Annotated in this window: 24 protein-coding genes; 16 read left to right on the top strand and 8 right to left on the bottom strand. The window is 73.8% G+C overall.

Annotated features, from left to right (window positions below; genetic code table 11):
- Nucleotides 1-12: 12 nt before the first annotated feature.
- Complete coding sequence (locus ABUW04_RS19340) at nucleotides 13-558, top strand: hypothetical protein (protein WP_380565910.1); 546 nt, start codon at nucleotides 13-15, stop codon at nucleotides 556-558.
- Here the strand turns inward: ABUW04_RS19340 and ABUW04_RS19335 are convergent.
- Nucleotides 519-1,454 (bottom strand): alpha/beta fold hydrolase, encoded by a 936-nt coding sequence (locus tag ABUW04_RS19335; RefSeq protein WP_051725102.1) that lies wholly within the window; start codon nucleotides 1,452-1,454, stop codon nucleotides 519-521. The two genes, ABUW04_RS19340 and ABUW04_RS19335, sit on opposite strands and share 40 nt — an antisense overlap.
- Nucleotides 1,455-1,661: 207 nt before the next feature.
- Between ABUW04_RS19335 and ABUW04_RS19330 the strand changes: the two genes are divergently transcribed.
- Complete coding sequence (locus tag ABUW04_RS19330) at nucleotides 1,662-3,344, top strand: DUF885 domain-containing protein (RefSeq protein WP_380565909.1); 1,683 nt, start codon at nucleotides 1,662-1,664, stop codon at nucleotides 3,342-3,344.
- Between the two features lie 74 nt (nucleotides 3,345-3,418).
- Here ABUW04_RS19330 and ABUW04_RS19325 read toward each other — a convergent pair whose 3' ends face one another.
- Nucleotides 3,419-4,327 (bottom strand): aldo/keto reductase, encoded by a 909-nt coding sequence (locus ABUW04_RS19325; RefSeq protein ID WP_380565908.1) that lies wholly within the window; start codon nucleotides 4,325-4,327, stop codon nucleotides 3,419-3,421.
- A 42-nt stretch (nucleotides 4,328-4,369) separates the two neighbouring features.
- A complete protein-coding gene (locus tag ABUW04_RS19320) occupies nucleotides 4,370-4,819 on the bottom strand; it encodes a GNAT family N-acetyltransferase (protein ID WP_380565907.1) in 450 nt (149 codons plus the stop codon).
- Between the two features lie 169 nt (nucleotides 4,820-4,988).
- Between ABUW04_RS19320 and ABUW04_RS19315 the strand changes: the two genes are divergently transcribed.
- The 3 genes from ABUW04_RS19315 to ABUW04_RS19305 all read left to right on the top strand — a co-directional run bounded on the left by ABUW04_RS19315 (nucleotide 4,989) and on the right by ABUW04_RS19305 (nucleotide 7,735).
- Complete coding sequence (locus ABUW04_RS19315) at nucleotides 4,989-5,786, top strand: phosphodiesterase (RefSeq protein ID WP_380565906.1); 798 nt, start codon at nucleotides 4,989-4,991, stop codon at nucleotides 5,784-5,786.
- A 78-nt stretch (nucleotides 5,787-5,864) separates the two neighbouring features.
- The gene (locus tag ABUW04_RS19310) at nucleotides 5,865-6,314 is read left to right on the top strand and encodes a MarR family winged helix-turn-helix transcriptional regulator (protein ID WP_030252318.1); all 450 of its coding nucleotides are present in this window, start codon (nucleotides 5,865-5,867) and stop codon (nucleotides 6,312-6,314) included.
- On the top strand, nucleotides 6,311-7,735 hold the full coding sequence (locus ABUW04_RS19305) for an MFS transporter (protein WP_380565905.1): 1,425 nt from the start codon (nucleotides 6,311-6,313) through the stop codon (nucleotides 7,733-7,735). The genes ABUW04_RS19310 and ABUW04_RS19305 overlap by 4 nt, the downstream gene beginning before the upstream one ends.
- A gap of 34 nt (nucleotides 7,736-7,769) precedes the next feature.
- Here ABUW04_RS19305 and ABUW04_RS19300 read toward each other — a convergent pair whose 3' ends face one another.
- On the bottom strand, nucleotides 7,770-9,188 hold the full coding sequence (locus tag ABUW04_RS19300) for an MFS transporter (protein WP_380565904.1): 1,419 nt from the start codon (nucleotides 9,186-9,188) through the stop codon (nucleotides 7,770-7,772).
- Between the two features lie 127 nt (nucleotides 9,189-9,315).
- Between ABUW04_RS19300 and ABUW04_RS19295 the strand changes: the two genes are divergently transcribed.
- The gene (locus tag ABUW04_RS19295) at nucleotides 9,316-10,311 is read left to right on the top strand and encodes an Lrp/AsnC family transcriptional regulator (RefSeq protein ID WP_030252315.1); all 996 of its coding nucleotides are present in this window, start codon (nucleotides 9,316-9,318) and stop codon (nucleotides 10,309-10,311) included.
- A gap of 9 nt (nucleotides 10,312-10,320) precedes the next feature.
- Here the strand turns inward: ABUW04_RS19295 and ABUW04_RS19290 are convergent, their stop codons facing one another.
- A complete protein-coding gene (locus ABUW04_RS19290) occupies nucleotides 10,321-11,067 on the bottom strand; it encodes a class I SAM-dependent methyltransferase (RefSeq protein ID WP_030252314.1) in 747 nt (248 codons plus the stop codon).
- A 250-nt stretch (nucleotides 11,068-11,317) separates the two neighbouring features.
- Here ABUW04_RS19290 and ABUW04_RS19285 point away from each other — a divergent pair, with 250 nt between their 5' ends.
- From ABUW04_RS19285 to ABUW04_RS19250, 8 genes are all read left to right on the top strand, one after another.
- Nucleotides 11,318-12,295 carry an esterase/lipase family protein gene (locus ABUW04_RS19285; RefSeq protein ID WP_380565903.1) on the top strand — a complete coding sequence of 326 codons (978 nt, stop codon included), beginning with the start codon at nucleotides 11,318-11,320 and terminating at the stop codon, nucleotides 12,293-12,295.
- A 72-nt stretch (nucleotides 12,296-12,367) separates the two neighbouring features.
- Entirely contained in the window at nucleotides 12,368-13,174 is an 807-nt protein-coding gene (locus ABUW04_RS19280; protein ID WP_380565902.1) for an EI24 domain-containing protein, read from the top strand.
- A 138-nt stretch (nucleotides 13,175-13,312) separates the two neighbouring features.
- Nucleotides 13,313-16,681 (top strand): ABC transporter permease, encoded by a 3,369-nt coding sequence (locus ABUW04_RS19275; RefSeq protein ID WP_380565901.1) that lies wholly within the window; start codon nucleotides 13,313-13,315, stop codon nucleotides 16,679-16,681.
- The gene (locus ABUW04_RS19270) at nucleotides 16,678-19,608 is read left to right on the top strand and encodes a hypothetical protein (RefSeq protein WP_380565900.1); all 2,931 of its coding nucleotides are present in this window, start codon (nucleotides 16,678-16,680) and stop codon (nucleotides 19,606-19,608) included. The genes ABUW04_RS19275 and ABUW04_RS19270 overlap by 4 nt, the downstream gene beginning before the upstream one ends.
- Nucleotides 19,609-19,700: 92 nt before the next feature.
- Nucleotides 19,701-20,222: a hypothetical protein gene (locus ABUW04_RS19265; RefSeq protein ID WP_051725099.1), complete on the top strand. Its 522-nt coding sequence runs from the start codon at nucleotides 19,701-19,703 to the stop codon at nucleotides 20,220-20,222.
- Between the two features lie 17 nt (nucleotides 20,223-20,239).
- Complete coding sequence (locus ABUW04_RS19260) at nucleotides 20,240-20,590, top strand: GNAT family N-acetyltransferase (RefSeq protein ID WP_332262528.1); 351 nt, start codon at nucleotides 20,240-20,242, stop codon at nucleotides 20,588-20,590.
- A gap of 167 nt (nucleotides 20,591-20,757) precedes the next feature.
- Nucleotides 20,758-21,339 (top strand): hypothetical protein, encoded by a 582-nt coding sequence (locus tag ABUW04_RS19255; protein ID WP_063757461.1) that lies wholly within the window; start codon nucleotides 20,758-20,760, stop codon nucleotides 21,337-21,339.
- A complete protein-coding gene (locus ABUW04_RS19250) occupies nucleotides 21,339-22,001 on the top strand; it encodes a hypothetical protein (protein ID WP_380565899.1) in 663 nt (220 codons plus the stop codon). The genes ABUW04_RS19255 and ABUW04_RS19250 overlap by 1 nt, the downstream gene beginning before the upstream one ends.
- Nucleotides 22,002-22,079: 78 nt before the next feature.
- Here the strand turns inward: ABUW04_RS19250 and ABUW04_RS19245 are convergent, their stop codons facing one another.
- On the bottom strand, nucleotides 22,080-22,535 hold the full coding sequence (locus tag ABUW04_RS19245) for a response regulator (RefSeq protein ID WP_380565898.1): 456 nt from the start codon (nucleotides 22,533-22,535) through the stop codon (nucleotides 22,080-22,082).
- Nucleotides 22,532-22,912: a hypothetical protein gene (locus tag ABUW04_RS19240; protein WP_051725096.1), complete on the bottom strand. Its 381-nt coding sequence runs from the start codon at nucleotides 22,910-22,912 to the stop codon at nucleotides 22,532-22,534. Before ABUW04_RS19240 ends, ABUW04_RS19245 begins: the two co-directional genes overlap by 4 nt.
- 167 nt (nucleotides 22,913-23,079) lie before the next feature.
- Between ABUW04_RS19240 and ABUW04_RS19235 the strand changes: the two genes are divergently transcribed.
- Both ABUW04_RS19235 and ABUW04_RS19230 read left to right on the top strand, forming a co-directional pair.
- Nucleotides 23,080-23,310, top strand: coding sequence for a hypothetical protein (locus tag ABUW04_RS19235; RefSeq protein ID WP_030252299.1), 231 nt, complete (start codon nucleotides 23,080-23,082; stop codon nucleotides 23,308-23,310).
- 103 nt (nucleotides 23,311-23,413) lie between these two features.
- A complete protein-coding gene (locus ABUW04_RS19230) occupies nucleotides 23,414-24,403 on the top strand; it encodes an LLM class flavin-dependent oxidoreductase (protein ID WP_380565897.1) in 990 nt (329 codons plus the stop codon).
- Nucleotides 24,404-24,456: 53 nt separating this feature from the next.
- Here ABUW04_RS19230 and ABUW04_RS19225 read toward each other — a convergent pair whose 3' ends face one another.
- Nucleotides 24,457-25,167, bottom strand: a complete 711-nt coding sequence (locus ABUW04_RS19225) for an alpha/beta fold hydrolase (RefSeq protein ID WP_030252294.1) — start codon at nucleotides 25,165-25,167, stop codon at nucleotides 24,457-24,459.
- Between the last annotated feature and the right edge of the window lie 63 nt (nucleotides 25,168-25,230).

Here is a 25,230-nt window from a genome sequence, read left to right as displayed (position 1 = left end):
GGAGGTGCAGCCGTGGAGCACTCGTCGCGCACGCAGCGGACGGCCGTCCTGGAACTGACCGGTGCGTTCGCCCGGCCGTCGCTCATCGACGTCGCCGAACTGGCCCGCCGGCCGCTGCACCAGGCCGAGGTGACCTTCGCCTGCGCCACCAGCGGCATCCAGCGGCACCGCTTCCAGGGCCCGCTGCTGCACGACGTGGTGCTGGCCGCCGCCCCCGGCTTCGAGCTGCGGCGACGCAAGGACCGGGCCGGCTTCCTGCTGTCGGTGACCGGGGCCGACGGCCACCACGCCGTGCTGTCCTGGGGCGAGATCGACCCCGACTTCGCCCACCAGCCGGTGCTGCTGGCCACCCGCGCCGACGGGCAGCCGCTGGACGCCTGCGGGCCGCAGCTGGTGGTGCCGCAGGACCGCTGCGGCGGACGCTACGTCAGCGGCGTGACCCGGATCCACCTCACCGCGCTGGACCTCACCGCACTGGGCCTCGCTGATCCGGCCCTCGCTGCTCCGGCCCTCACTGCTCAGCCCGTCGCGGAGGGGCACTCCAGCGGTGTGCAGTAGGGCAGCGAGTCGATCGGACAGTCCGTCAGGAAGTGTGCCAGCAGGTCGGTGAACTCCTCGCTGCGCTCCATGTGCACCAGGTGGTCGGCGTCCTTGACGGTGGTGAACACCGCGCCGGGGAGCACCGCGGCGACGCCGCGCCCCATCTCCGGCGGCGTCAGCGAGTCGTGCTCGCCGGTGAAGACCAGGGTCGGCACCGCCGGGACCGGCTCGGGGCGGTACCACTCGTGGCGCATCAGCCGGCGGTTGTGGTCCGCCACCGCCATCTCGAACTGGCGCGGAGTCTGCTCCACGAACTGGCGGTGGATCAGCCGCCCGATCGCGGCGTGCCTGCGGATGGTGCCGCTGCCGGTGGGAGCCATGAAGCGGGCCACCAGCTCCCCGGCCATCTCCTCGTAGCGGCCCTCGTCCAGCATGCCCAGCCAGCGGGTGGCCGCCTGCTCGTACTCCGAGGGGACCGTGGTCGTCATCCCCACCAGCACCATCCGTTCCACCAGCTCCGGGTAGTGCTGGGCGAAGCGCAGCGCGATGGAGCCGCCGAAGCAGCCGCCGAACAGGTTCACCTCGCCCAGGTCCAGGGCGTCGACCAGGTGCCGGGTGGCGGCGGCCAGGAAGTCGGTGCCGTAGCGGGGTGGCAGCTGGTCGGCGTCGCCGTAGCCGGGGAGGTCGACGGTCACCACGTCGCACAGCGGCAGCAGCGCGGCCTGGTGCCGGATCCAGGAGAAGCGGTCCTGGGAGGAGCCGCCGAGCAGCAGCAGCGGCGCGGTGACGCTCTCCCCCTGGCGGACGACCCTGGCGACGTAGCGGAACCCGTCGAAGGTCAGGGTGTGCTCGGACACCACCACCGGGGGCGCTTCCAGCTCGACCTGCGGCGGCAGGGCGGTGTCGATGGACATGTCGAGGAGCTCCCCGTGGTTCGTGGACGTCGAATCCGAAGATCTATCACCGCGGAACGCGTCCTCCCCGGCAATGTCACTCAAACGTGGTCGCGCCCCGGATCCGACCTCGAACTCCCCTGCGGGAGCCGCGCGGCAGCCGCGTGACCGGCGGCCACGGACCGTCGCTGCTGGCGACCCGGGCCGCCGGTCAGGCAGGATGGCCGGATGTCGGATGATGAGATGACACCGCGCCGGATCGCAGACCAGCACGTCGAGAAGGTGGTCGCCCTGGACCCGGGCGTAGCCGCCTGGCTCGGCCTCAACCCGGGCGACGACCGGCAGGCGGACCTCTCCCCCGAAGGGTTCGAGGCCGAGGCCGAAGCGGCGAGGACGACGCTCGCCGCCCTCGACGCCCTTCCGGCCGGTAGCACCGAGGACCCCGCCGAGCAGGCCTGCGCCCGGCTGCTGCGGGAGCGGCTCACCGCCGAGCTCCAACTGCACGACGCCGGTGACCACCTGCGCAGCCTGCGCAACATCAACTCACCGCTGCACGGGGTCCGGAACATCTTCACGGTGATGTCCACCGACACCGACGAGAACTGGGCGACCGTGGCCGGACGGCTGCGCCACGTCCCCGGCGCCCTGGCCGGCTACCGGGCCAGCCTCACCGAGGGGATCGCCCGCGGGCTGCTCGCCGCACCCCGGCAGGCCGAGGTGGTGATCGGCCAGCTCGCCGCCTGGAGCGGCCAGGACACCGGCGGCGCGGGCTGGTTCGCCGACTTCGTCGCCCCCGCCCCGGAGCGGCTGCGCCCCGAACTGGACGCCGCTGCGCGGGAGGCCGCCGGCGCGGCGGCCGGGCTCGGCGACTGGCTCCGGGACGACTACCTGCCCGCCGCCCAGGGCACCCCGGACGCCGTCGGCCGTGAGCGCTACCTGCGCTCGGCCCGCTGGTCCACCGGCGCCGACCTCGACCTGGACGAGGCCTACTCCTGGGCCTGGAGCGAGTTCCACACCACCCTCGCCGCGATGCGCACCGAGGCCGAACGGATCCTGCCCGGAGCCGGCGTGCTGGAGGCCATGGCCCACCTGAACGAGCACGGTCCGGCGATCAAGGGCCAGGAGGAGGTCCGGGCCTGGCTGCAGCAGCTCATGGACGACGCCGTCGAGGCGCTGGACGGCGTCCACTTCGACATCACCGGTCCGCTGCGCCGGGTGGAGTCCTGCCTGGCCCCGGCCGGCAGCGCGGCCGCGCCCTACTACTCCGGCCCCAGCCTGGACTTCAGCCGCCCGGGCCGGACCTATCTGCCGACCCTGGGCCGGGAGTCCTTCCCGACCTGGCAGATCGTCAGCACCTGGTACCACGAGGGAGTTCCGGGCCACCATCTGCAGCTGGCCTCCTGGACCGCGGCGGCCGACCGGCTCAGCCGCTACCAGGTCACCCTCGGCAAGGTCAGCGCCAACGTCGAGGGCTGGGCCCTGTACGCCGAGCGGCTGATGGACGACCTGGGCTTCCTCACCGACGCCGGGCTGCGGCTCGGCTACCTCGACAAGCAGATGCTGCGCATCATCCGGGTGATCATCGACATCGGCATGCACCTGCAGCTGGCCGTCCCGGCCGACTCGGGCTTCCACCCGGGCGAGCGCTGGACCCCGGAGCTGGCCACCGCCTTCATGGCCGCCCACCACGGCAGCCCGGCAGCCCGCCGCGACAGCGAGATCGTCCGCTACCTCGGGCTGCCGGGCCAGGCCATCGGCTACAAGCTCGGCGAGCGCGCCTGGCTCCGAGGCCGCGAGGCGGCCAGGTCGCGCGCGGGGGCGGCCTTCGACCTCAAGGCCTGGCACATGAAGGCGCTGGTCCAGGGCTCGTTCGGGCTCGACGACCTGGCCGACAACCTGGCCGGCCTCTGAACGCACCGCGGTCAGCCGTTCAGGCGCCGTCGTTCAGGCCACGTCGTTCAGGCCCAGCCGTTCAGCCCCGTCGTTCAGGCGCAGTGGACCGCGTCGAGCCGGGCCAGCTCCTCGTCGGAGAGCTTCAGCGCGCCTGCGGCCACATTGGCCTCCAGGTGGGCCGGGTTGCCGGTGCCGGGGATGGCCAGCACGTGCGGGCCCAGGTGCAGCGACCAGGCCAGCCGGATCTCGGCGGCGGACACCCCGTGGGCCGCGGCCACCGCGAGGACCTCGGCGTCCTGGGCCGCACCGGCCGCACCCCGCTCCCCGGCGTGGCCGGCGATGGCGTAGAACGGGACGAAGGCGATGCCCTGCTCGCCGCAGGAGCGCAGGAAGGCGTCGCTCTCCGGGCTCGCCGCGCCCAGGCCGTACTTGTTCTGCACGCAGACCACCGGTGCGATGGCCTGGGCCTCGGCCAGGTGCTCGGGGCCGACGCCGGACAGCCCGAGGTGGCGGATCAGCCCCGCCTCGCGCAGCTCGGCCAGCGCACCGAAGTGCTCGGCGATCGAACCCGGCCGCTGGCGGCGGTAGTTGACCACGTCGAGGTGGTCCCGACCGAGCTGGCGCAGGTTCTCCTCCACCTGTCCGCGCAGCTGGGCCGGGGTGGCCGCGTCCGTCCATTCGCCGTGCTGGTCCCGGCCGGGACCGACCTTGGTGGTGATCACCAGGTCGTCCGGGTAGGGCGCCAGGGCGCTGTTGACCAGTTCGTTGGCGGAGCGCAGTGGGGAGAAGTAGAAGGCCGCGGTGTCCAGGTGGTTCACCCCGAGCTCGACCGCCCGGCGCAGCACGGACAGCGCCCGACCGCGGTCGCTGGGGACCGCCCGGGGGTCGAGGGCCGCACCGTCCTGGGTGAGCCGCATCGTGCCGAAGCCGATCCGGTTGACCGTCAGATCGCCCAGCTTCCAGGTGCCGGAGTCCTTCGCGGTGATCGTCTCAGAGTTCATCGTCGCAGTCTCTCATCCGCCTGCAAGCCTGCGGTCCGGGACTCAGAGCGGGCGTTCGAAGCAGAGCGAGCGCTTCGCGCCGACGTATCCGCCGAAGTTGGGGATCCGCCGGTATCCGGCACGGGTGTAGAAGCGGATGGCGTCGGGCTGGGCGTCGCCGGTCTCCAGCCGGAGGGTGGTCCACCCCTGCTCACGGGCCCAGTCCTCCAGCGTGCGGAGGATGTCCGCCGCGACTCCCGAACCACGCCGGCCGGGGTCGACGTACATCCGCTTGATCTCCCCGACCCCGGGCCCGAGCCGGCGCAGGCCGCCGCACCCGACCGCCGTTCCGTCGTCCTCCCGGGCCACGAAGAACACCTCGATGTCGGCGGCCGACGGCGGCGTCCCCGGCTCGCTGTCCGGGGTCCCGTACCGCTCGGCCACCTCGGCCCGCTGCCGCAGCCGCAGCTCGGTGGCGTCGGGGTCCGACCAGGGAGTCTCTTCGATCTTCATAGCGCCGATTGTGGCAAACGCCGCCGCGACCACTGGTGGTTCCCCGGCGGAGCCGGCCGTGCTGCTCGGCGCCCCGGGTCCGGCGGTGTGACCCCGCGTCACCAGTTGTTCGTTACGCCGTCAGCTTGACGGGTTGTCCGGGCACGGTGGGTCGGGGAAGCGTTCAGCCATGACTTCTTCCTTCTCCGTGGCGCACCTCAGCGATCCGCACATCACCACAGGACCGCTCGGCGCCGGCCCAGCGGCCGGGCTGCAGCTGGCGCTCGCCCGGGTGCTGGCGCTGGATCCGCAACCGGTGGCGGTGGTGATCAGCGGGGACCTGGTGGACCAGGGCCGTCCCGAGGAGTACCAGGAGCTGCGGCGGATCATCGGGCGGTTCCCGCTGCCGCTGCACCTGGTCGCGGGCAACCACGACAGCCCGGACGCCATGCTGGCCGCCTTCGCCGGCAGCGGCCTGCTCGACGGCGGTGAGCAGGGCGTCCACTACGCCGTGGAGCACGAAGCGGCCACCGTCGTCGTGCTGGACTCCAATCTGCCCGGGAAGCCCGGCGGCCTGCTCGGCGCGGAGCAGCTCGGCTGGCTGGACGCGGTGCTCGGCAAGCGCCCCGACGTGCCGGCCTTCGTCGCGGTGCACCATCCGCCGGTGCCGGTCGGCATCCCCTTCCTGGACGGGATGCGGCTGGAGGACGGCGAGGCGCTGGCCGAGGTGGTGGCCGCGCACCCCCGGGTGGTCCGGGTCCTGGCCGGGCATGTGCACCGGCCGATCACCTGCGCCTTCGGCGGCAGCACGCTGGCGGTCGCGCCGAGCACCTATCGCCAGAGCTCGCTGTCGATGCGCGACGGCTCCCCCATGGGCTACCTGGACGAGCCGACCGGCTTCCTGCTGCACCTGCTCACCGCGGACGGCGGCTGCGCCACCCACACCGTCCAGGTCAGCCATGCGGCCGGGCTGCTCGGAGGGTTCTGACCGGGGCGTTCTGACCGGAGCGTTCTGATTGTCAGGTCAAACTTGTAAGTCTGGACTGATGAAACTAGTGTAGAGGGCATGGATCCTCTCGAGCCCGCCGTCAGCAGCACCGCCGCCCAGGCGGCGGCCGACCTCCGGGTACTGCTGGGACGGCTGCGGCGGCGGCTCAAGGAGGTCGACAACACCGACGGGATCACCGCCTCGCAACTGTCGGTGCTGAGCCGGCTGGACCGGGAGGGCCCGGCGGCGCCGGGCGTGCTGGCGGCGGCCGAGCGGGTACGACCTCAGTCGATGGGCGCCACGCTCGCGGCGCTGGAGGAGCGCGCCCTGATCGAGCGCCGCCCCGACCCCGCCGACGGGCGGCGCCAGGTCGTCTCGCTCACCGACGAAGGCACCGAGGCGATCACCGGCACCCGCCGGGTCCGCGAGGAGTGGCTGGCCCGCGCTCTGCAGGACCGCTACACCGCGGCCGAGCGGGCCACCGTCGTCGAGGCGCTGGCGCTGCTGGAACGGCTGGACCGGGCATGAGCCGGATCACCGCGCTCCTCCCCCGCCGCGACGCCCGGCCCGCCGACGGCAGCGCCGCCGGCTTCGACCGCAGGCTCACCCCGCCGCTGGTCCTGGGCTCGCTGCTGAACCCGGTCAACTCCTCGATGATCGCGGTGACCCTGGTCCCGATCGGCGCGGCCTTCGGCGCACCGCCGTCCACCACGCTCTGGCTGGTCTCCGCGCTCTACCTGGCCACCGCCGTCGGACAGCCCGCCGTCGGACGCCTCGTCGACCGCTACGGCGCCCGCCCGGTCTACCTGGCCGGTACCGCGCTGGTCGGGATCGCCGGACTGCTGGGCGCGCTGGCGCCGTCGCTGGGGCTGCTGATCGTGGCCCGGGTCCTGCTCGGCCTCGGCACCTGCGCCGCCTACCCCGCCGCCATGCACCTGGTGCGCAGCGAGGCGGCCCGCACCGGGCTCAGCACGCCCGCGGGCATCCTGACCGCCCTCTCCGTCGCCGCCCAGGCCAGCTCGGCGATCGGCCCCACCCTCGGCGGCCTGCTGATCGGCGTCGGCGGCTGGCGCACCGTCTTCGCCGTCAACATCCCGCTGTCGCTGGCCTGCCTGGTGATGGGACGGCGCCGGCTGCCCGCCATCCCCCCTGAGCGTCCGTCGGACGGCGGGCGCAGCGGCCTGGACCTGGCCGGGATGGCGCTGTTCTCCGCCGCCATGACCGCCGCGCTGCTCTTCCTGATGGCCCCTCAGACCTCCAGCTGGTACCTGTTGTTGATCGCCGCAGTGGCCGCCGCCGCGCTGGTCGCACGGGAGCTGCGGGTCAACGACCCGTTCCTGGACCTGCGGATGCTCGCCGCCAACGGGCCGCTGCTGGTCACCTACGCCCGACACGCGCTGACCTGCACCGTCTCCTACTCCGTGCTCTACGGCTTCACCCAGTGGCTGGAACAGGGCCGCGGCCTCGGCGAGTCCGCGGCCGGGCTGGTGCTGCTGCCGATGTCGCTGGTGGCGATCGGCGTGGCGACAGCGACCGGACGCCGCAAGGGAATCCGGGCCAAGCTGGTGGTCGGCAGCACCGCGATGGCGGTCGGCTCGGCGCTGCTGCTCCTGCTCGGCCCGCACACCCCGGCCTGGGCGCTGATCGGCGTGGTCCTGGTCTACGGCGTCCCGCAGGGCCTGAACAGCCTCGCCAACCAGAACGCCCTCTACCACCAGGCCCCCGCCGACCGCATCGGCACCGCGTCCGGCCTGCTGCGCACCTTCCAGTACAGCGGCGCGATGCTGGCCTCCGCGGTCATCGCCGCCGTCTTCACCACCGGCGCCACCAGCGCCGGACTGCACGTCCTGGCGCTGGTGATGCTGGGCTGCGCCCTGCTGCTGCTCGCCGCGAGCGTGCTGGACCGCTCGCTGGGACGGGCCGGCGGAACGGCCCCCGCCCGCAGCTGACCGGCCGCCCCGGCACCCGCGCGGACCAGGCGGATCAGGAGGCCTCCGGAGCGGTCATCAGCCGAGCCGTGAGCGCCGTCGCCGCGAGCAGGCCGACCGCGACGCAGCAGGCCGTCCAGGCGCCGTCCGCCGCACCGGCGCGCAGGAAGACGGTGCCCAGCAGGGCGACCCCGATCGTTCCGCCGAACTGCTGGACCGCGTTGAGCAGTCCGGCCGCGGAGCCGTTCTCCTGCGGGCGGACCCGGTGCAGGGCGGTGGTGAAGAACGGCACGGTGAACAGCCCGATCCCGGCACCGCTCACCGCGAGGGCGGCCCACAGCAGCCAGGACCCCGGTCCGGCCGGACCGGCGGCGTAGTCGGCCGCCGCACCGCCGACCCCGCCGGCCAGCACCGCGAGACCGGCGAACATGACCCGCGCACCGTAGCGGGGCACCAGCCAGGTACCGGCGCACAGCGAGGCACCGGCCATCCCGCAGGACCAGGGCAGCAGCGTCAGCCCCGCCGTGAGCACACCGGCGTGCCGGGTCAGCTGCACCTGCACCACCACGACCAGCATCAGACCGTTCATCACCGCGAAGAACAGCGTGGAGGTCGCCAGCGCGGCCGGGAATCCCCGGTTGGCGAACAGGCTGGTCTCCACCAACGGACTGCTGCCCCGCCGGCTCTTCCCGCGCTGGTGCAGTCCGAACAGCAGCAGCACGGCGACGCCCGCGCCGACAGCGAGCCACAGCACCACGCCCGCGACGGCGTCCACCTCGATCAGCGGAGCGACCAGCAGCACGCTGCCCAGTACCAGCAGCGCGGTGCCGACCAGGTCCAGTCGCGGCCGGTGCTCGGCCCGGTCCTCGCGCAGCAGCGAGGAGCCGGCCAGCACGGCCGCGCCCAGCGGCAGATTGACCAGGAACACCGCCCGCCAGGACGAGCCGAACAGGTCCGCATGGGTCAGCACCCCGCCGAGCACCGGCCCGCAGACCGCGGCCAGCCCCATCACCGGGCCGATGGTGCCCAGCGCCCGGGACAGCTCGCCGCCGTCGAACATGGCCTTGATCAGTCCGAAGGTCTGCGGGATCACCAGCGCCGCCGCCCCGCCCTGCACCGCCCGGGCGGCGATCAGCAGTCCGGCCGAGGGCGCGAGCGCGCAGCACAGCGAGGCCAGCAGGAACCCGGCCACGCCGATCCGGAAGATCCGCCTGCGTCCGGCGATGTCGCCCAACCGCCCACCGGTGACCAGCAGTACGGCGAACGGCAGGGTGTAGGCGGCGCTGAACCACTGGATGTCGGCGACCGGACCGCCGAGCCCGGCGTGCATCACCGGGGCCGCGACCTGCACGATCGTCGAGTCCAGCAGGTTCATCGCCTCGGCGGTCAGCAGCAGCGCCAGCGCGAACCAGCGGCGCGGGTGCGGCGCGGCCGCTGCCGGGGCGGTCCGCGGCGCAGCGGTGGGGAGGGTCATCGGGGGCTCCTTCCAGGACGTCTCGCTCTCACCACGAGCGTGCTGGCACCCACCGGACCGCTTCCATCCACGCGGGGAAGTTGCGTGATTTCTTCCATCGCCGGGGCCGATGGCGAAGAATGGCTCCATGCTCGACGCTATCGACCGGGGCCTGATCCACGCCCTGCACATCGACGGCCGCGCCCCGTACACCAGGATCGCGGCCGCACTCGGCGTGTCCACGCAGACCGTGGCGCGACGCTACCGGAAACTGCGCGACAGCATCGCCCTGCGCGTGGTCGGCCTGCCCGACCCGCACCGGGCCGGCCAGGCCCAGTGGCTGGTCCGGCTGACCGCCGTCCCGCACCAGGCGCAGGACGTGGCCCACGCGCTGGCCCGGCGCAACGACACCTCCTGGGTGAAGCTGGCCTCCGGCGGCACGGAGATCGTCGCGATCATCCACACCCCGACCGGAGCCACCGCCAGCAGCCACTCGCTGCTGCTGCGCGACATACCGCGCACCGCGAGCGTCACCTCCGTGTCCGCGCACTACGTCCTGCACACCTACTTCGGCGGCCCCACGGCCTGGCGCGGACGCACCGGGGCGCTGGACGAGAAGCAGCAGGAAATGCTGCGCCCGGCCGTGACGCCCGCCGAGGGCGACGCCGCGATCACCGACGCCGACGGACCACTGCTGGCCGCGCTCCAGCACGACGGCCGGACCGGCAACGCCGAACTCGCCGCGGCCACCGGCTGGACCCCGGCGACCGTGGCCCGCCGCCTGGCCGAACTACGGGCCAGCGGCGCGCTGTTCTTCGACGTCGAACTGGACGTCGCGGTCTTCGGCGCGGGCACCCAGGCGCTGCTCTGGATGGCCGTGGCCCCGGCCCAGTTGGAGCGGATCGCGACCACCCTGGCCGGCCACGAGGAACTCGCCTTCGTCGGCGCCACCACCGGCCCCACCAACCTGGTCGCCCAGGCCCTGTGCCCCGACCCGGGTTCGCTGCACCGCTACCTCACCCACCGCCTGGGCGCCCTGGACGCCATCCACACCCTGGAGACGGCACCGGTACTGCGCACCATCAAGGCGGCCGGCCCGCTGGTGACCTACCCGCCCAGCACCGGCGCGGGCCGCCCCCGGTGAACCGCCCGCTCACCCCTCGCGTCGTACCGTCGCCGCCAGGAACGGGGGGAGGCCTTCGCGCAGCGGCTGTTCGGCGCGGAGTGGTTCCGGTGGGGCGGGCTCGGCGATGGCCTCCAGGGCGAAGCCCTGGTCCAGCAGGGCGCCGAGGTAGGTGGAGAGGGTGCGGTGCTGGTTGCCCGCGCGACGGAAGCCCTCGGGGTTGCCGGAGCGCCAGAAGCCCTCGCTCAGGTAGTCGCCGACGGTGCGGCGACGGCGACGGCTGTCCGGCGGGTCGTCGTCGACCGTCTCGGGTGCCCAGCCCGCACCCGGGGCCTCGAAGCAGGGGTGCGGGATGGTGAACACCAGCCGCCCGCCCGGGAGCAGCACCCGTTCGACGGCGGCGAGGGCGGCCTTGAGGTCGACGACGTTGTTGAGGGAGAGCCCGGCGGTCACGCAGTCCGCGGTGCCGTCACCGATGGTGGCCAGCGAGCAGCCGTCGTCGACCGTGTAGACGGCACCGGTCGGGTGCTCGGCCTCGGCGATCCAGGCGTGCGCGATCATGCGCGGGGAGAGGTCCACACCGCGCACTCCGGCCCCGCGCAGGGCGAGCGCCCGGGCCACGATTCCCTCGCCGCAACCCAGGTCCACGATCCGGAGGCCGGTCAGATCGTCCGGCATCTGCTCCAGCAGGATGTCGCGCGCGAACTCGTGCATCGCGGAGCCCTTCCGCAGGCGCTCCGCGTACCAGTCGGCGATGGTGTCCCAAGTGTCAGTCATCGAGAACTGGAGCGTACGCGAGGAGGGGGAGGCCGTGCAGAGGAATCCGAAGGCTCAGCTTCCGGGCGCCGCAACCCGTTCGAGTGGTCGTCAGCGGCTCCGCAGCGCGCCTGACCGCCGACGCTCGGACCGGCTCGCGAGAATCATGAAGTTGCGGTGTCATCCGCATTGCCTTCTCGTTCCGACGTTCCTACTCTCCAGTAAGTCTACCGATCGGTAGCCGGATCCTCCCCCACCCAGGAGGCCCTCCATGTCCCTGCCCATGCCCATGCCCAGATCCCGGCCCGGCTCCCGGCCCGGCCCCCGACGCCTCGCCGCCTCCCTGCTCGCCCTCGGCACCGCGACGGCCTCGGCCCTCGGCCTCGCCACCGCGACGGCGCACGCCTCGACCTACCCCGTCCCCTACAGCTTCGCCGCCGGCGTCGCCGCCGAGCTGGCGGCGCCCGGGAGCGCTCCCCCCGGCTCCAACAACTGGTCCTGCAAGCCGAGTTCGGCGCATCCCCGGCCGGTCGTGCTGGTCCACGGGACCTTCGGCGACATGACCGACAGCTGGCAGGCACTGTCCCCGCTGCTGGCGAACCAGGGCTACTGCGTCTTCGCCCTCAACTACGGCGGCTCGCCCGGCAACCTGTTCCAGGGCTACGGCGACATCCCCACCAGCGCAGCGCAGTTGGCGACTTTCGTGGACCAGGTGCTGGCCGCCACCGGGGCCGCGCAGGTCGACATCGTCGGCCACTCGCAGGGCGGCATGATGCCGCGCTACTACCTCAAGAACCTGGGCGGCGCGGCCAAGGTGCACACCCTGGTCGGCCTGGCCCCGTCCAACCACGGCACCGACCTGGACGGGCTCACCGGGCTGCTGGCCGCCTTCCCCGGCGGCTCCTCGTTCGTCAGCTCGCTGTGCGCCGCCTGCGGCCAGCAGGTCGTCGGCTCGCCGTTCATCACCGCGCTCAACGCGGGCGGCGACACCGTGCCCGGCGTCCACTACACCGTCATCGAGACCAGGTACGACGAGGTGGTCACCCCCTACACCTCGGCCTTCCTCACCGGTGGCAGCAGCGGGCAGGTCAGCGACATCACGCTGCAGGACCAGTGCGGCCTGGACTTCGCGGACCACCTGGCGGTGATCTACGACCCGGTGGCCCTGCACGATGTGAGCAACGCGCTGGACCCGGCGCACGCCACGGCACCGCTGTGCGTGCCGGTGCTGCCCGTCCTCGGCGGCTGATTCCGGGCCCGCGAACCGTCCGGGTCCCGGCCGGATGCGCAGTCTGTCGGTCCGCTACGGCAGACTGCGCGCATGCATGATCTCGGAAAGGGCCTCGGACACCTGTTCAAGGGGCAGCGGTGGGTGCTGCGGCACGGCCGCTGGTGGGGGTTCGGGCTGCTGCCCGGGCTGGTGGCACTGGTCCTCTACATCGCCGCCCTGGTCGCCCTGGCGACCTACGCCACCGACATCGCCAGCTGGGCCACCCCGTTCGCCGACAGCTGGTCCAGCGACTGGCGTTCGGCGGTGCGGGCACTGCTCGCCGTGCTGCTGGTCTGCGGCAGCCTGCTGCTGGCGGTCGTCACCTTCACCGCCGTCACCCTGCTGATCGGCCAGCCGTTCTATGAGTCGCTGTCCGAGCGGGTGGAGGAGATCGAGGGCGGTGCCCCACCCGCACCGAGCCAGTCCCTCTGGCAGCAGCTGGTGTTCGCCGCCCGCGAGGGCCTGGGCTCGGTGCTGCTGACCGCCGGCATCGGCCTGCTGCTCCTGGTCCTGGGTTTCGTCCCGGCGATCGGGCAGACCGTGGTCCCCGCCGCCGCCTTCTGCGTCTCCGGATTCTTCCTGACCGAGCAGTTGGCCGCCGTGGCCCTGCAGCGCCGCGGCCTGACCTTCCGGCAGCGGATACGCAGGCTGCGGAGCCGGCTCGGACTCACTCTGGGCTTCGGCGTCCCGCTGGTGCTGCTGTTCCTGATCCCCTTCGTCGCCGTCGTCCTCATGCCGGGCGCGGTGGCCGGAGCGACCCTGCTGGCAAGGGAGTTGGAGCCGACGGCAGCGCCTTCGCCCACGCCGGCACCGGACGGGGCGACCCCCGGTCCGCCGCCCTCCGAACCGCCTGCCTGACCCCTCCGCGCAAAAAGGACCACCGGGCTCCGCAATCCCTTGCGCCCCACCTGCACCGCGGGAAACACTGAGCCGGGCAGGCGCACAGTACAAGCACAGAAGCGCAGAACACGGAACACAAGGCCCAAGGAGACGTGCGTGGTCGCGACGGAGGTCCGACCGGTCCGGGCCGCGCAGGTCCGGAGGCTGCCGCCCTCGGTGCGGCGGTCCGCGCACCACGGACTGGTGCTGACCGCGGTCGCGGTGACCGTGCTGCTCGCAGCGACGGTGCTGGCCGCACTGGCCGCGCTGGCGGGCAACGCCGTCGACCAGGGGGCCGGGACCCGGCTGGCCGCCGATCCACGGGCCCAGGTGCAGGTCGGCGCGGGCTTCCAGACCACCGGTCTGGCCGCGGCCGACCTCGCGGTACGGAACGCCACCGCCCAGGTCTTCGGCAGCGTGCCCGAGCACACCTACCTGGGGCTGCTCGGCGTCGGGCCGCTGGTCGTCGGCGGCGGCGCCGACAGCAACGGCAAGGGGGCGGTGCTGCATCCGGTCGCGGTCCAGGGGGCCGCACGCTTCGGCCGACTGCTCTCCGGCGCCTGGCCCGCCGGAGCGGCCGACGCTCCGTCAACTGCCTTCACCAGCCTGCCCAACGTCTCCGCCGGCAGCTCCGCGCCCGGTGCGCCATCGACCGTGGACGCGGCTCTGCCCCGGCAGTTGGCGCAGCTGCTCGGCGTCGGCCCCGGCGGGAGGCTCGCGCTCAGCGACGCCTTCGGGCGCCCGGTCACGGTACGGGTCACCGGCGTCTACGCCGCCCAGGGCAACGCCGGGTTCTGGCCGGGCATGGCCGGGGACCCGACCGCCACCCAGGGCGCGGCGGACTCCCTGTTCGTCGTCTCCCCCGCCGCGCTGAACGGAACCGCCGCACTGAACGGCCAGGTCAGCGTCGACTGGAGCGTGCAGGGCGACTTCGCCGGCGCCGCTTCGGACCAGCTGGCCGGGCTGCGGGACCGGGTCGGCGCCTTCGCCGGGAGCCACGCCGACCTCTCCGTCTTCCACGGGGCGCCCTCCGCCTTCAGCAGCCGCATGACCGTCGTCTCCGCACTGCCCCAGGCCGTGGACGCGCTGGCCGCACCCGTCGCGGTGGCCCGCTCCGCGCTCTACCAACCGACCGCCCTGCTGGCCGTACTCGCCCTCACCGCACTGGTCCTGACGGCGCGTCAACTGGCCGAGCACCGGAGCGGCGAGCTGGCGCTGCAACAGGCTCGCGGCGCCGGGACGGTCCGACTGCTGCGGGCGGCCACCGCCGAGTGGGCGCTGACCGGTGTCCCCGCCGCCGTCGCCGCGCCGTTCCTGGCGCAGTCGCTCGTGCACGGCGCGCTCGGCTCCGCCGGATGGACGGCGGCCCTGCTGACCCTGGTGGTGCAGGGCGCGGCCGTACTGCTGCCGGTGCTGTATCCGGCCCTGCGGCCGCTCTTCGGACGAATACCGCGGCTGCGGCCCCGTGGTGGCCGTCGCGGGGCCCGGACCGTGGCGGTGCAGCGGGCCGGTCTGGATCTGGCGCTGGCCGTGGTCGCGGTGCTGGGCTGGTCGGAACTGGCGCACCATCACGCCGTGGTCCAGGGCACCCCGGTCGCCGCCGGCCCGGTCGCGGTGCCGGCCGTCGATCCGGTCCTGGTGCTCGCCCCGGTGGTGGCCTGTGTCGCCGCCTCGCTGCTGCTGTTCCGGCTGATGCCGCTGACCTCACGGCTGCTGGACCGCTACGGCCGCCGCCGCACCGGACTGGTGCTGCCGCTCGCGGGCTGGCAGCTGAGCCGGCGTTCGGCCCGCAACGCCGGCCCGGTGCTGCTGATGTGCCTGGCCGCAGCGGTGGGGGCGCTCGCCAGCACCGCGCTGGCCTGCCTGGACGGGCTGGCGCTGGACCAGGCCGCGTTCACCGTCGGCGCGGACGTCCGGGTGGACACCTCGGCCGGCGGCGGCTACGCCCCCTCGGTCCTGGCCGGTGCCTACCGGGCTCTGCCCGGAGTCACCGCGGTGACTCCGGTGACACTGACCCCGGTCACCTCGGCGGCTGGGACCACTCTGCAGATCGTGGGCACCGACAGCGGGACCGCGGCGTCCCCCGACGGTGTGCGGCTACCGGGACGTCCGAGCGGGCTGAGCCTGGACGAGACGCTGACCAGCGACGGCGCCAAGGCCGCCCCCACCCTGGAGCTGACCCTCCAGGACGCCTCCGGCCTCACCGACTCCGTCACCGCCGCACTGCCGGACGCCGACGGGGCCCGACACACCGTCACCGTCCCGCTCACGGTGAACGGCAGCGGCGGCCGGCCGCGCGACTACCCGCTGACGCTGACCTCGATCACCCTGGTGCCGCAGTCCGGCCAGGACGCGGCCCGGCTGCGGCTGGTGCTGCACCGCATCGGCTCCGACTCCGTCCCGACGCCCGGCTCCACCGCCGCCACGAGCTGGGCCGGGGCCCTGCCGCCCGGGCTGGCCTGGGCCGACCGCACCCTGTCCGCCACCGGTTCGAGGACCACCGCCTGCGACACCGCCGCGAACGCGGCCGACCCGTACCAGCCGGAGCCGCCCGGCGTGTGCTCGCTCTCCTCGGACCCCGACGGGTTGTTCTCGGCGACCGTCAGCACCGGTATCCCCGCCATCAAGACCGACCCCGGCACCCGGCTGCGGATCGCCGTCGCCCCAGCCGTGTCCACCGCGTCGTCCACCCCGGCGGCACCCGTCCCGGTGCTGGCCGACCCTCGGGCCCTGGCCGCCCTGCACCACGCCGTGGGCGACACCGTCAACCTGGACCTGGGCTCGGGACGGAGCCTGGCGGTGCGGATCACCGGCAGCGTGGCGGCCGTCCCCGGTCTCGGATCCACCCGCACCACCGGCTGGTTCACCGCCGACCAGCGCACCCTCGCCGCCGCCCTGGCCGCGGCCGGCGTGGACCAGCAGCCGCCCGCGCTGTGGCGGCTGACCAGCACCGACAGCGCCCGCACCGCCGCCGCGGTCACCGCCCGACCCGCCCTGGGCAGCCCGCTGACGGTGGCGCAGTCCGCCGCGCAGCTGCGCGGCGACCCCTTCCGCAGCGGGCTGCGGAAGGTGCTGACGCTGTGCCGACTGCTCGCCCCGGCCTTCGCCGTGATCGGCTTCACCGTGCACGCGGTGGTGTCGACCCGGGAGCGGCGCCGGGAGTTCGCGCTGCTGCGGGCCATGGGGGCGCGCAGCAGGTCGCTGTCGACGCTGCTGTGGGCCGAGCAACTGAGCATCGCCCTGTTCGCGGTGGTGCCGGGTGCCCTGCTGGGCACCGTCCTCGCCGCCCAGGTGCTGCCGCTGATCACGGTGGACGACTCCGGGCAGCCGCCGTTCCCGCCGCTGCGGGTACGGGTGCCCTGGGGCGGGGTCACCCTGTCGGCGCTGGGCACGGCCGCGGCGATCTGCCTGGTCGTCATGGCCCTGTCCCGGCTGCTCGCCCGGGTGGACCTGGTCCGGGTGCTGCGAGCCGGGGAGAGCGCATGAACGGCGGCGTGAACGGCGTGAACGGCGTGAACGGCGTGAACGGCGTGAACGGACGGCTGATCAGGGCCGAGGCGCGCGGCGACCTGCCGCTGCTGGGCTGCCTCGCGGTGCTGGTGGCGGTGCTGACCGCGCTGGCGGCGCTGGCACCGGTGCTGGCGGCCCGTCAGGAGGACCGGGCGCTGCGGCAGCGGCTGGTGACGGCCCAGCAGCAGGACGCACTGCTGACCGTGCAGACCACCGCCGAGGATCCCGCCAACATGCCTAGCGAGAGCCTGCTGCCGGCGGCGACACCGGGAACCCCGGTCGACACCGCCGCCCTGCTGGCCAAGGGCGGCCGACAGCTGATCGCGCACGCCGACCCCCGGCTCGCCGCGACACTGACCGTCTCCCGCGCCGAGGCCCAGTTCGACCCGGCGACGCTGGCCTCCCCGGCCGTGCCGCAGGCCAGCGTGGTGGGAACCAGTCTCGCCCTGTCCTACATCACCGACGCCGACGCGCACCTGCGGATCACGGCCGGCCGTGCACCGCGACCGCGACCGCGCTCCACCGCCCACAGCAGCCCGCCCGAGATCGCCCTATCCCGGGCCACCGCGACCCTGCTGGGACTGCACGTCGGCGAGCGGCTGAGCCTGGTCGGGCCCGGCGACCCCGCCGGGGCGCCGTCCTCCTACGTCCTCGCCGGGATCTTCGAGCCGCAGCGGACCGGGGACGACTTCTGGAACGAGCAGGCATCACTGGACCAGCCGATCGAGTACCCCAAGGACACCGATCCGACCAAGCAGCTGATCTCCGCGCGCGGCCTGGTCGCCGCCGACGGCGTGGACGCGGCGATGAACGCCGAGGTGCCCACGGAACCGGCCCTCAGCTGGCAGCTGCGGGTCACCCTCGGCAGCGACGCCGTCACCCAGGCCGCCCGCATCGCGCAGCCGCTCGCGTCCTGGAGCACCAGGCTCGACTCCGCGCTGTGTGCCGAGAACCCGATGCTGGATCAGTCCAGCTGCGTGCTGGACGGGCAGCTCACCGATCCGCTGCTGCTCGCCGACGGCCTCGGTCCGCTGCTGGCCGCCTTCACCGCCGAGGACGCCCAGGCCCACACCGTCGCCTCCTACGCCATCGCCTCACTGCTCGCCGTCGCGCTGGCCACCGCCGTGGTGGCGGTGCGGCTGCTGCTGCGCCGGCGCGACGCCGAACTGCGGCTGCAGCGGGCCCGGGGCGCCTCCGGGCCACGGCTGGTGCTGCTGCGGCTTGCGGTGGCCACACCCGTGGTCGCGGTGGCGGGCGCGGCGGGCTGGGCGGTCGGGCTGGGACTCGCCCCCGACGGGACGTCAGGAGCGCCGCGGCCGCTGCTCGCCGCCCTCCTGGCGGGCGCCGCCTGGCTGCTGCTTCCGCTGCTGACCTGGCCCGCCGTCAGGAACGACGGCCGGCTGCGCGGCGAGGGCCCGTCCCCGGCCCGGCGGGTGGTGCTGGAGGCCACCGTGCTGCTGCTCGCCGTCGCCGGGGTGGCGGTGCTGCGCACCTCCACGCCGGCCGGCTCCGCCCAGGACGCCGCGGGCCAGGGGGACGTCCGGCTCAGCGCGGTACCGGTGGTGGTGGCGCTGGCCGCCGTCCTGGTGCTGCTGCGGCTGTACCCGCCGGTGCTGCGCTGGTGCGCCGGTCGGCTGCGCCGGGGGCGCGGCCTGCTGGGGTACGTCGGCCTGGTGCGCGCCGGAGGGGATGCACCGGCGACCGCGATGGCCCTGTTCGTGCTGGTGCTGACGCTGGGTACGGCCGTCTTCGGCGGCCTGGTCTCCAGCACCGTCGGCGCGGGCGCCAGGACCGGCGCGGCCTGGGCCGCGGGGGCCGACGCGGTCGCGGTGCAGCTCGGCAACACCACCCCGCTGACCGCCACCTCCGGATCAGCCACCTCCGGATCAGCCACCGCCGCCGGACCCGGTACCGGGATCCGGACCGTCACCGAGCAGCTGCGCACCTTCAACCTGATCGGCGACCGGAACGGCGCCGGGATCGGCGGCGTCGCGGTGATCACGGTCGACCCCGCCGCGCTCGCCGCCGCCGACCCCGGCTCGGCCGCCGTCCGCGCCCTGCGCGCGGCGCTGTCCGCACCCGCCCGCACCCTCTCCGACGGCACCGTGCAGCTGCCCGCGCTGGGCTCGCCCGACCTGCTGGCGACGGCGCCCGGCGGCAGCCTCAGCGCCACCGTCCAGCCGTACCGGAAGCCGGTGGTCCATCTGCGGTTCAGCCCCACCGGGACGCTGACCGCCGCCGAGCGGGACGACCCGGTGCTGGGCCCGCTGGTGTCACTGGTCGCCGACGGAACCCCGCTGCTGGTCACCACCGCCGCGGTGGAGCAGCGGCTGCCGCAGCTGTCCTCCGGGCACACCGCGGTGCTGCTGTTCAGCGGCGGCGCGGACGCGGCGGCGCTGCATGCCGCCGCCGAGCGGGTGCTGGGACCGCTGGCGCAGGTCACCGTGCGCACCGAGGAGCTGGCCGCCCTGCGCGGGGACGGACTGACCCGGGGCGTCGGCGTCCTCTACACCGCGAGCACCCTGCTGGCGGTGCTGTTCGCGCTGCTCGCCGTCGGCCTGGAGCTGGTGCTGACCGCACCCGAGCGTGGGCGGACCACCTCCTACCTGCGCGCCCTCGGGCTGAACGGCCGGGGGGCGGCCGCCCTGCACCTGGTGCAGCTGCTGCCGCTGGTCCCGGTCGCGGCGCTGGGCGGGGTGGTGCTGGGCCTGGTCGAGCCGCGGATCCTCGGCCCGGCGCTGGACCTGCGCGCCTTCACCGGCGGACCGGGCCGGCCTGCCCTGCACTCGGACCCGGCGCTGACCGTGGCGCTGGGCCTGGCGGCCGGGCTGCTGGTGCTGGCGGCCGCGGTGGTGGAGACGCTGGTGGCCCGCGCCAGGACGCCGGCGGCGAGGATGAGGTAGGGATCGACCAGGCATGGACCGGGGCATCAGGTGGAGGATCAGCCGCCGGTGAACGAGACTGAGCGGGTCCGTCCGCCACGAAAGGAACCACCGTGTCCGCTGTCCACAGCGTGCTGTTCTTTGAGTTCGACGATCCCGACGCGGCGCTGCCCGCGCTTCAGGAGGCCAAGAAGCTGCCCGGGGTGCACCAGGCGGCGGCACTCACCCGCTCGGCCGACGGCGACTTCGACATCGCCGAGAGCTGGGTCCACCACGTGGGGGCGGCGACCGCCGCCGGCGGCGCGGTCGGCGCCCTGATCGGCCTGCTCGCCGGTCCGATGGGCTCCTTCGTGGGAGCGACCGCGGGTGCCTGGCTCGGCGGCACCAGCGAGGCGCACCAGGCCCAGGACTCCTTTGCCACGCTGATCCTCTTCGGCGCCGAGGTGGAGGACGACACCAGCCAGCTGATCGTCGACATCAGCGAGTCCGACCAGGGGCCGGCCGACGAGCTGGCGGCCCGTCACGGCGCGGCGCTGCACCGGCGTCCGGCCGAGGAGGTCGAGGCCCGGGTGAAGGCCGCCGAACAGGCCGCGGACCGTGCCAACGCCGAGGACAAGGCCGCCGAGCAGTTCTGACGGTCACTGAGGGAGAGGTGGACGACATGGCAGACATCGAGTTCGACGACAACGGCCGCACCCGGCTCCGGGCCCTGCAGGACGGACAGCAGATCGGCAAGATCGACTACTTCGTACTGGACCAGCCGCCGACGGCCCGGGTCGGCGTGCACACCGAGGTCGACCCGGACCACCAGGGCGAGGGCATCGCGGGCAAGCTGGCCGCCGAGTTCTACCGGCGTGCCGCGGAGGCCGGGCAGGGCGTGGTCCCGCTCTGCCCCTACCTCAAGCGCTGGTCGCTGGCGCACCCCGAGCAGGCGCCCGCGCCTGACGACGAACTGACGGCCCGTGCCATGGTGAAGCTGCGCGAGGACCCGGCGACCTGGTGACGCTCCGGCAACAACAGCACCACTGATCGGACCGGCCCCGGCGCGATGCGCCGGGGCCGCACTTCTGGCCGGCCCCAGCTTGTTTGCTCCGGTCGGATTCGGCTAGTCGCCCTACAGAAGGGACGCGTTGACGACCCGCGCGCCCCAACTCGTAGGAGAGGAACGGCATGTCCACAGGTCTGATCATCGTGATCGTCGTCGTTGTGGTCGCTGTCGTCGCACTGGCCGCCCTGGCCTTCATGCGTCCGCAGCAGCGCAACCGGAGGCTGCGACAGCAGTTCGGCCCCGAGTACGACCGCGAACTGGCCCAGCACGACGGCGATACCAGGGCGACCGACCAGGTACTGGAGCAACGGGTCAAGCGCGCCGGCGACCTGGACATCCGTCCGCTGGACCCGGCACAGCGCGAGCGCGCCCTGGCGCAGTGGAACACGCTGCAGGAGCAGTTCGTCGACTCGCCGGCCAAGGCCGTCATCGACGCCGACCGGCTGCTCGGCGAGGTCATGCGGGACCGCGGCTTCCCGGACGACGACGCGCAGGACGACCGCTACGCGGCGCTGTCCGTGCACCACGCCCGCGCACTGCCGGGGTACCGCACCTCGCGGCAGTTCGCCGAACGCGCCCAGCGGGGCGAGGCCACCACCGAGGAACTGCGCAAGGCGTTCGTCAACGCCCGCGAGACCTTCGACCAACTGGTCGGCGCCGAGACCGCGACGACCTCCACCAGCAGCAACGAGAGGACGGCCTGATGTCCGACCGACGTTTCCCCGAGCAGCACGAGGACCTGCAGGACCGGGCCCGCTGGGACGAGGAGTCCCCCGAGACCGACGAGCACGACGAGCGCGACGAGACGGACCTGGACGCCTTGGACACTCCGGACGCCCTGGACACCCCGGACGCCCTGGACACCCCGGATGCCGAGCGGACGGACCTGGCGAAGCCCGAGGCGAAGCCCGAGGCGGAGGACACCCTCTCCCACCCCGACGTGGACGACCGGACCAGCCTCGGAGCCGGCACGGTGGAGCCTGACGCCCCGCTACCCGCCCCGGCGTCGTTCGCCGACGTTCCCGCCTCCAGTGACTCGGCCGGTCCCGTCGGCCCCGCCGCCGTGGCTCCGGGCGGGCGGCTCTTCCCGGAGGGATCCGGTGAGAAGCTGCGCGACCGCTGGCAGCACATCCAGATCGACTTCGTCGACGACCCGCGCCACGCGGTCGAGGAGGCCGACACCCTGGTCGAGCAGGTGGCCGGTCAGCTGACCGCGGCCATCACGGCCAACCGCCGTGCCCTGCGCGACGGTTGGGACAAGCAGGGGGCCGGCAGCGCCGCCGACGACAGCGGCTTCCCCACCGAGCAGCTGCGGACCACGCTGCAGCAGTACCGGTCCATGCTGAACCAGCTCCTGGACGCCTGAACCCGGCAGCGGCGCCCCGCGGGCCGAGCCCCTTCCCCCTGCACGCACCAGGCCGTTCCGGCCGCCGGGGGAAGGGGCTCAGCCCTGCTCCCAGTCCCTCGGCACCCGGGTCGCGGTGTCCAGGAAGAACGCGTCGATGCTGCGCACGGCCTGGGCGAACTCGTCCAGGGTGACCGGCTTGGTGATGAAGGCGTTGGCGTGGCTCCGGTAGGCCCCGGCGATGTCCTGCGGCGCGCTGGAGGTGGTGAGCACCACCACCGGAATGACCTTCAGCTGCTCGTCGGCCTTCAGCACCGCCAGCAGCTCGAGCCCGTTCATCCGGGGCATGTTGAGGTCCATCACGATCAGGTCGGGCCGGTCGACCCCCGGTGTCCGCAGGTGTTCCAGCGCGGCCACGCCGTCAACGGCCTTGTGCAGGTTCCGGGCCAGGCCGTGCCCCAGCAGTGCCTCCTCGATCAGCATCGCGTCGGCGACGTCGTCCTCGACCAGCAGGATGTCGCATCTGCGCGCGGCGGGGAGCGCCGCCGGGGTCACGCGTCCCCGTCCCGGACGGCCCGAAGCGCGGCGGCGTGGGTGGGCCTGGCCGGGGTGACCAGTCCCGGCCAGCGCCGGCGGGCGCCCTGACGGCTCATGTTGCAGGCCTGCCCGAGCTGCGGGTACCCGGCGCCGACGTCGGCGGCGTGCTCGGCGGCCCGGTCGACCTGTCGCTCCACGGCCCGCTGGAGGTGCACCAGGGCGTGCAGGTGCGCCAGCGCGTCGCTCTCCTCGGCGCCGCCCGGCAGCAGGTCCGGGTCACCGAGCGGACGGAAGGCGCGGGCGGCCAGCCGGTGCGCCAGGTCCGCGACCGTGGCGTCAGCGACGGCCGCGATCTCGGCTTCGGACAGGACGAGTGCGAAATGGGTCCCGGGCATGTGGCTCAGCGTATGCCCTGGCCGGTTCATGCGACAACATCCGTTGTCCACCGTGTCGTGCGTGCCTGGTTTGGAACGGCCGCTTCAGGCTAGTCGCCCTGATGAAGGACGAAGGCAGTGACACGTTCCCGTGCCGGCTGCTCCACCAAGCAACGGAGGTCTCGACCATGGGTATCGGCGGCTGCATCGTGGTGTTCGCCCTGGGGGCGATCCTGACCTTCGGTGTCGACTGGCATATCAGCGGTATGAACGTCCATGTGGTGGGGGTGATCCTGATGGCCGCCGGCCTGCTCGGCCTGGTCACCTACGCGGGCATCTACCGCCGCCGCTTCCCCGGCGGACGCGCGGGCACCCCGCCGGAGTACGTCGAGGAGCGCCGCTACTACGACGGTCCCTGACGAACCGACAGACCACGGCTCCTGCACGGCCATTGAGGTCGCACCCGGGGAATGGTAGGCATCTCCTTGCCTGACACACCGTCAGCTCTGGAGGTGCGTGCCCATGACCATCACCACCCTGCGCTTCAACCAGGTCTCCCCCGGCCTGGACCGCCGCGACCTCTCCGCCCGTTACCGGGCCACCGTGGAGATGTCCGTCTTCGCCGACGAGGCCGGGTTCGACCTGGTCACCCTGGAGGAGCACCACGGCGCGGACAACGGCTGGAGCCCCTCGCCGATGCTCACCGCAGCAGCCGTGCTCGGCTCCACCCAGCGGCTCGGCGTCATGCTCTGCGCACTGATCACGCCCCTCCACGATCCGCTCCGGCTCGCCGAGGACGTCTCGGTGCTGGACCACCTCGGCGCCGGGCGGCTCACCGTGGTCGCCGGGATCGGCTACCGCCCCGACGAGTACGTGATGCTCGGCAAGGAGTGGTCCGAGCGCGGCAGGCTCCAGGACGAGGTGCTGGAGACCCTGCTGGCCGCCTGGACCGGCGAGCCGTTCGAGTACCGGGGCCGCACGGTCCGGGTCACCCCGCCGCCGCGCACCACCCCGCACCCCGGGCTGATGGTGGGCGGCTCCTCGCGGGTCGCCGTCCGCCGGGCGGTGCGGCTGGGACTGCCGTTCTTCACCTCGGCCCACGATCCCGGACTGGTCGACTACTACGACTCCCTCGCCGCCGAGGCGGGCTTCGAGGGCGGCTTCGCGACGCTGCCCCCGGAGCGCACCGCGATGATCCACTGCACCGAGGACCCCGACAAGGCCTGGGCCGAGTACGGCGAGTGCTTCCTGCACGAGGCCCGCACCTACGCCGGCTGGCAGACCTCCGACATCCACTCGGCGATGGCCTCCGCCTCGGCCACCCCCGAGCAGCTGCGCGCCGAGGGCATCTACGCCTGCCTCACCCCGGAGGAGTGCCTCGCCCTGGCCGCCGCCGAGGGCCCGATGGGCAGCCTGCTGCTGCACCCGCTGTGCGGCGGACTCCCCGTCGACGCCGGCTGGGAGAGCCTGCGGCTGTTCCGCGACCGGGTGATGCCGCATCTGGAGGCCTGAGGCCTGGAGGCAGAGCAACCCCCGGACACCTGCCCGGACACGAGCACCGGGCCCTACCGCAGCCCCGCCTGTGTCCGGTAGGCCTCCAGCCGCCGTACCAGTTCCTCCGGTCGGGACAGCGCCGGGAGGTGGCCGCTGTCCATCTCGTCCGGGGCGAAGCCCAGCCGTTCCCGCACCACCCGGCGCTGGAAGGCGGCGGGGAAGAAGCGGTCCTGGCGGCCGAGCAGAAAACGGGTGGGGACGTCGGGCCAGCGGTCCAGCGGCCACGGCTTGGCGAACGGCGTGTCGGACTGGCCTCGCGGGGCCTGCGCCATCGCCTCGGCAGTGACCTCCGCAGGGACGTCGTGGAAGAAGGTCACCAGCGGGTCGAACCCGGCGGCCGGATCACGGCCCTCGCTGCGGTCCAGCTCGGCCCTGGCCTCGGCGAAGCCGGTGTTGGCCCACCAGTCCCCCGGCGACTCGCCCGGCGCGGGAACCATCGCTGCGACCAGCACCAGCAGCCGCACCGGCAGCCTTCCGCACACCAGCGGCGCGGTGAAGCCGGCCATCGACTGGGCGACCACGACCAGGTCACCGTCCGTCCCGGGGCTACCGTCGACCGCCGCCACCACCGCGTCGGCGTACTCCGCCAGCCCGGCCGCGTCGTCGTCGACCGGCAGTTCTGGCAGCACCACCCGGTGCCCCTCGGTGTGGAGCAGCGGAACCACCCTGTGCCAGTACCGGGCGTCGGATCCTGCTCCGTGGATCAGTACGTAGGTCGCCATCGGCCGTCTCTCCCGTCCCGTGACCGTTCCGTGGCGGTCACTGCAGGGGCAGACTCCCCGATC

This window comes from Streptacidiphilus jeojiensis (assembly GCF_042510965.1).
Taxonomy (GTDB): Bacteria; Actinomycetota; Actinomycetes; order Streptomycetales; family Streptomycetaceae; genus Streptacidiphilus; species Streptacidiphilus jeojiensis.
This window is presented reverse-complemented; position numbering and strand designations above follow the sequence as displayed.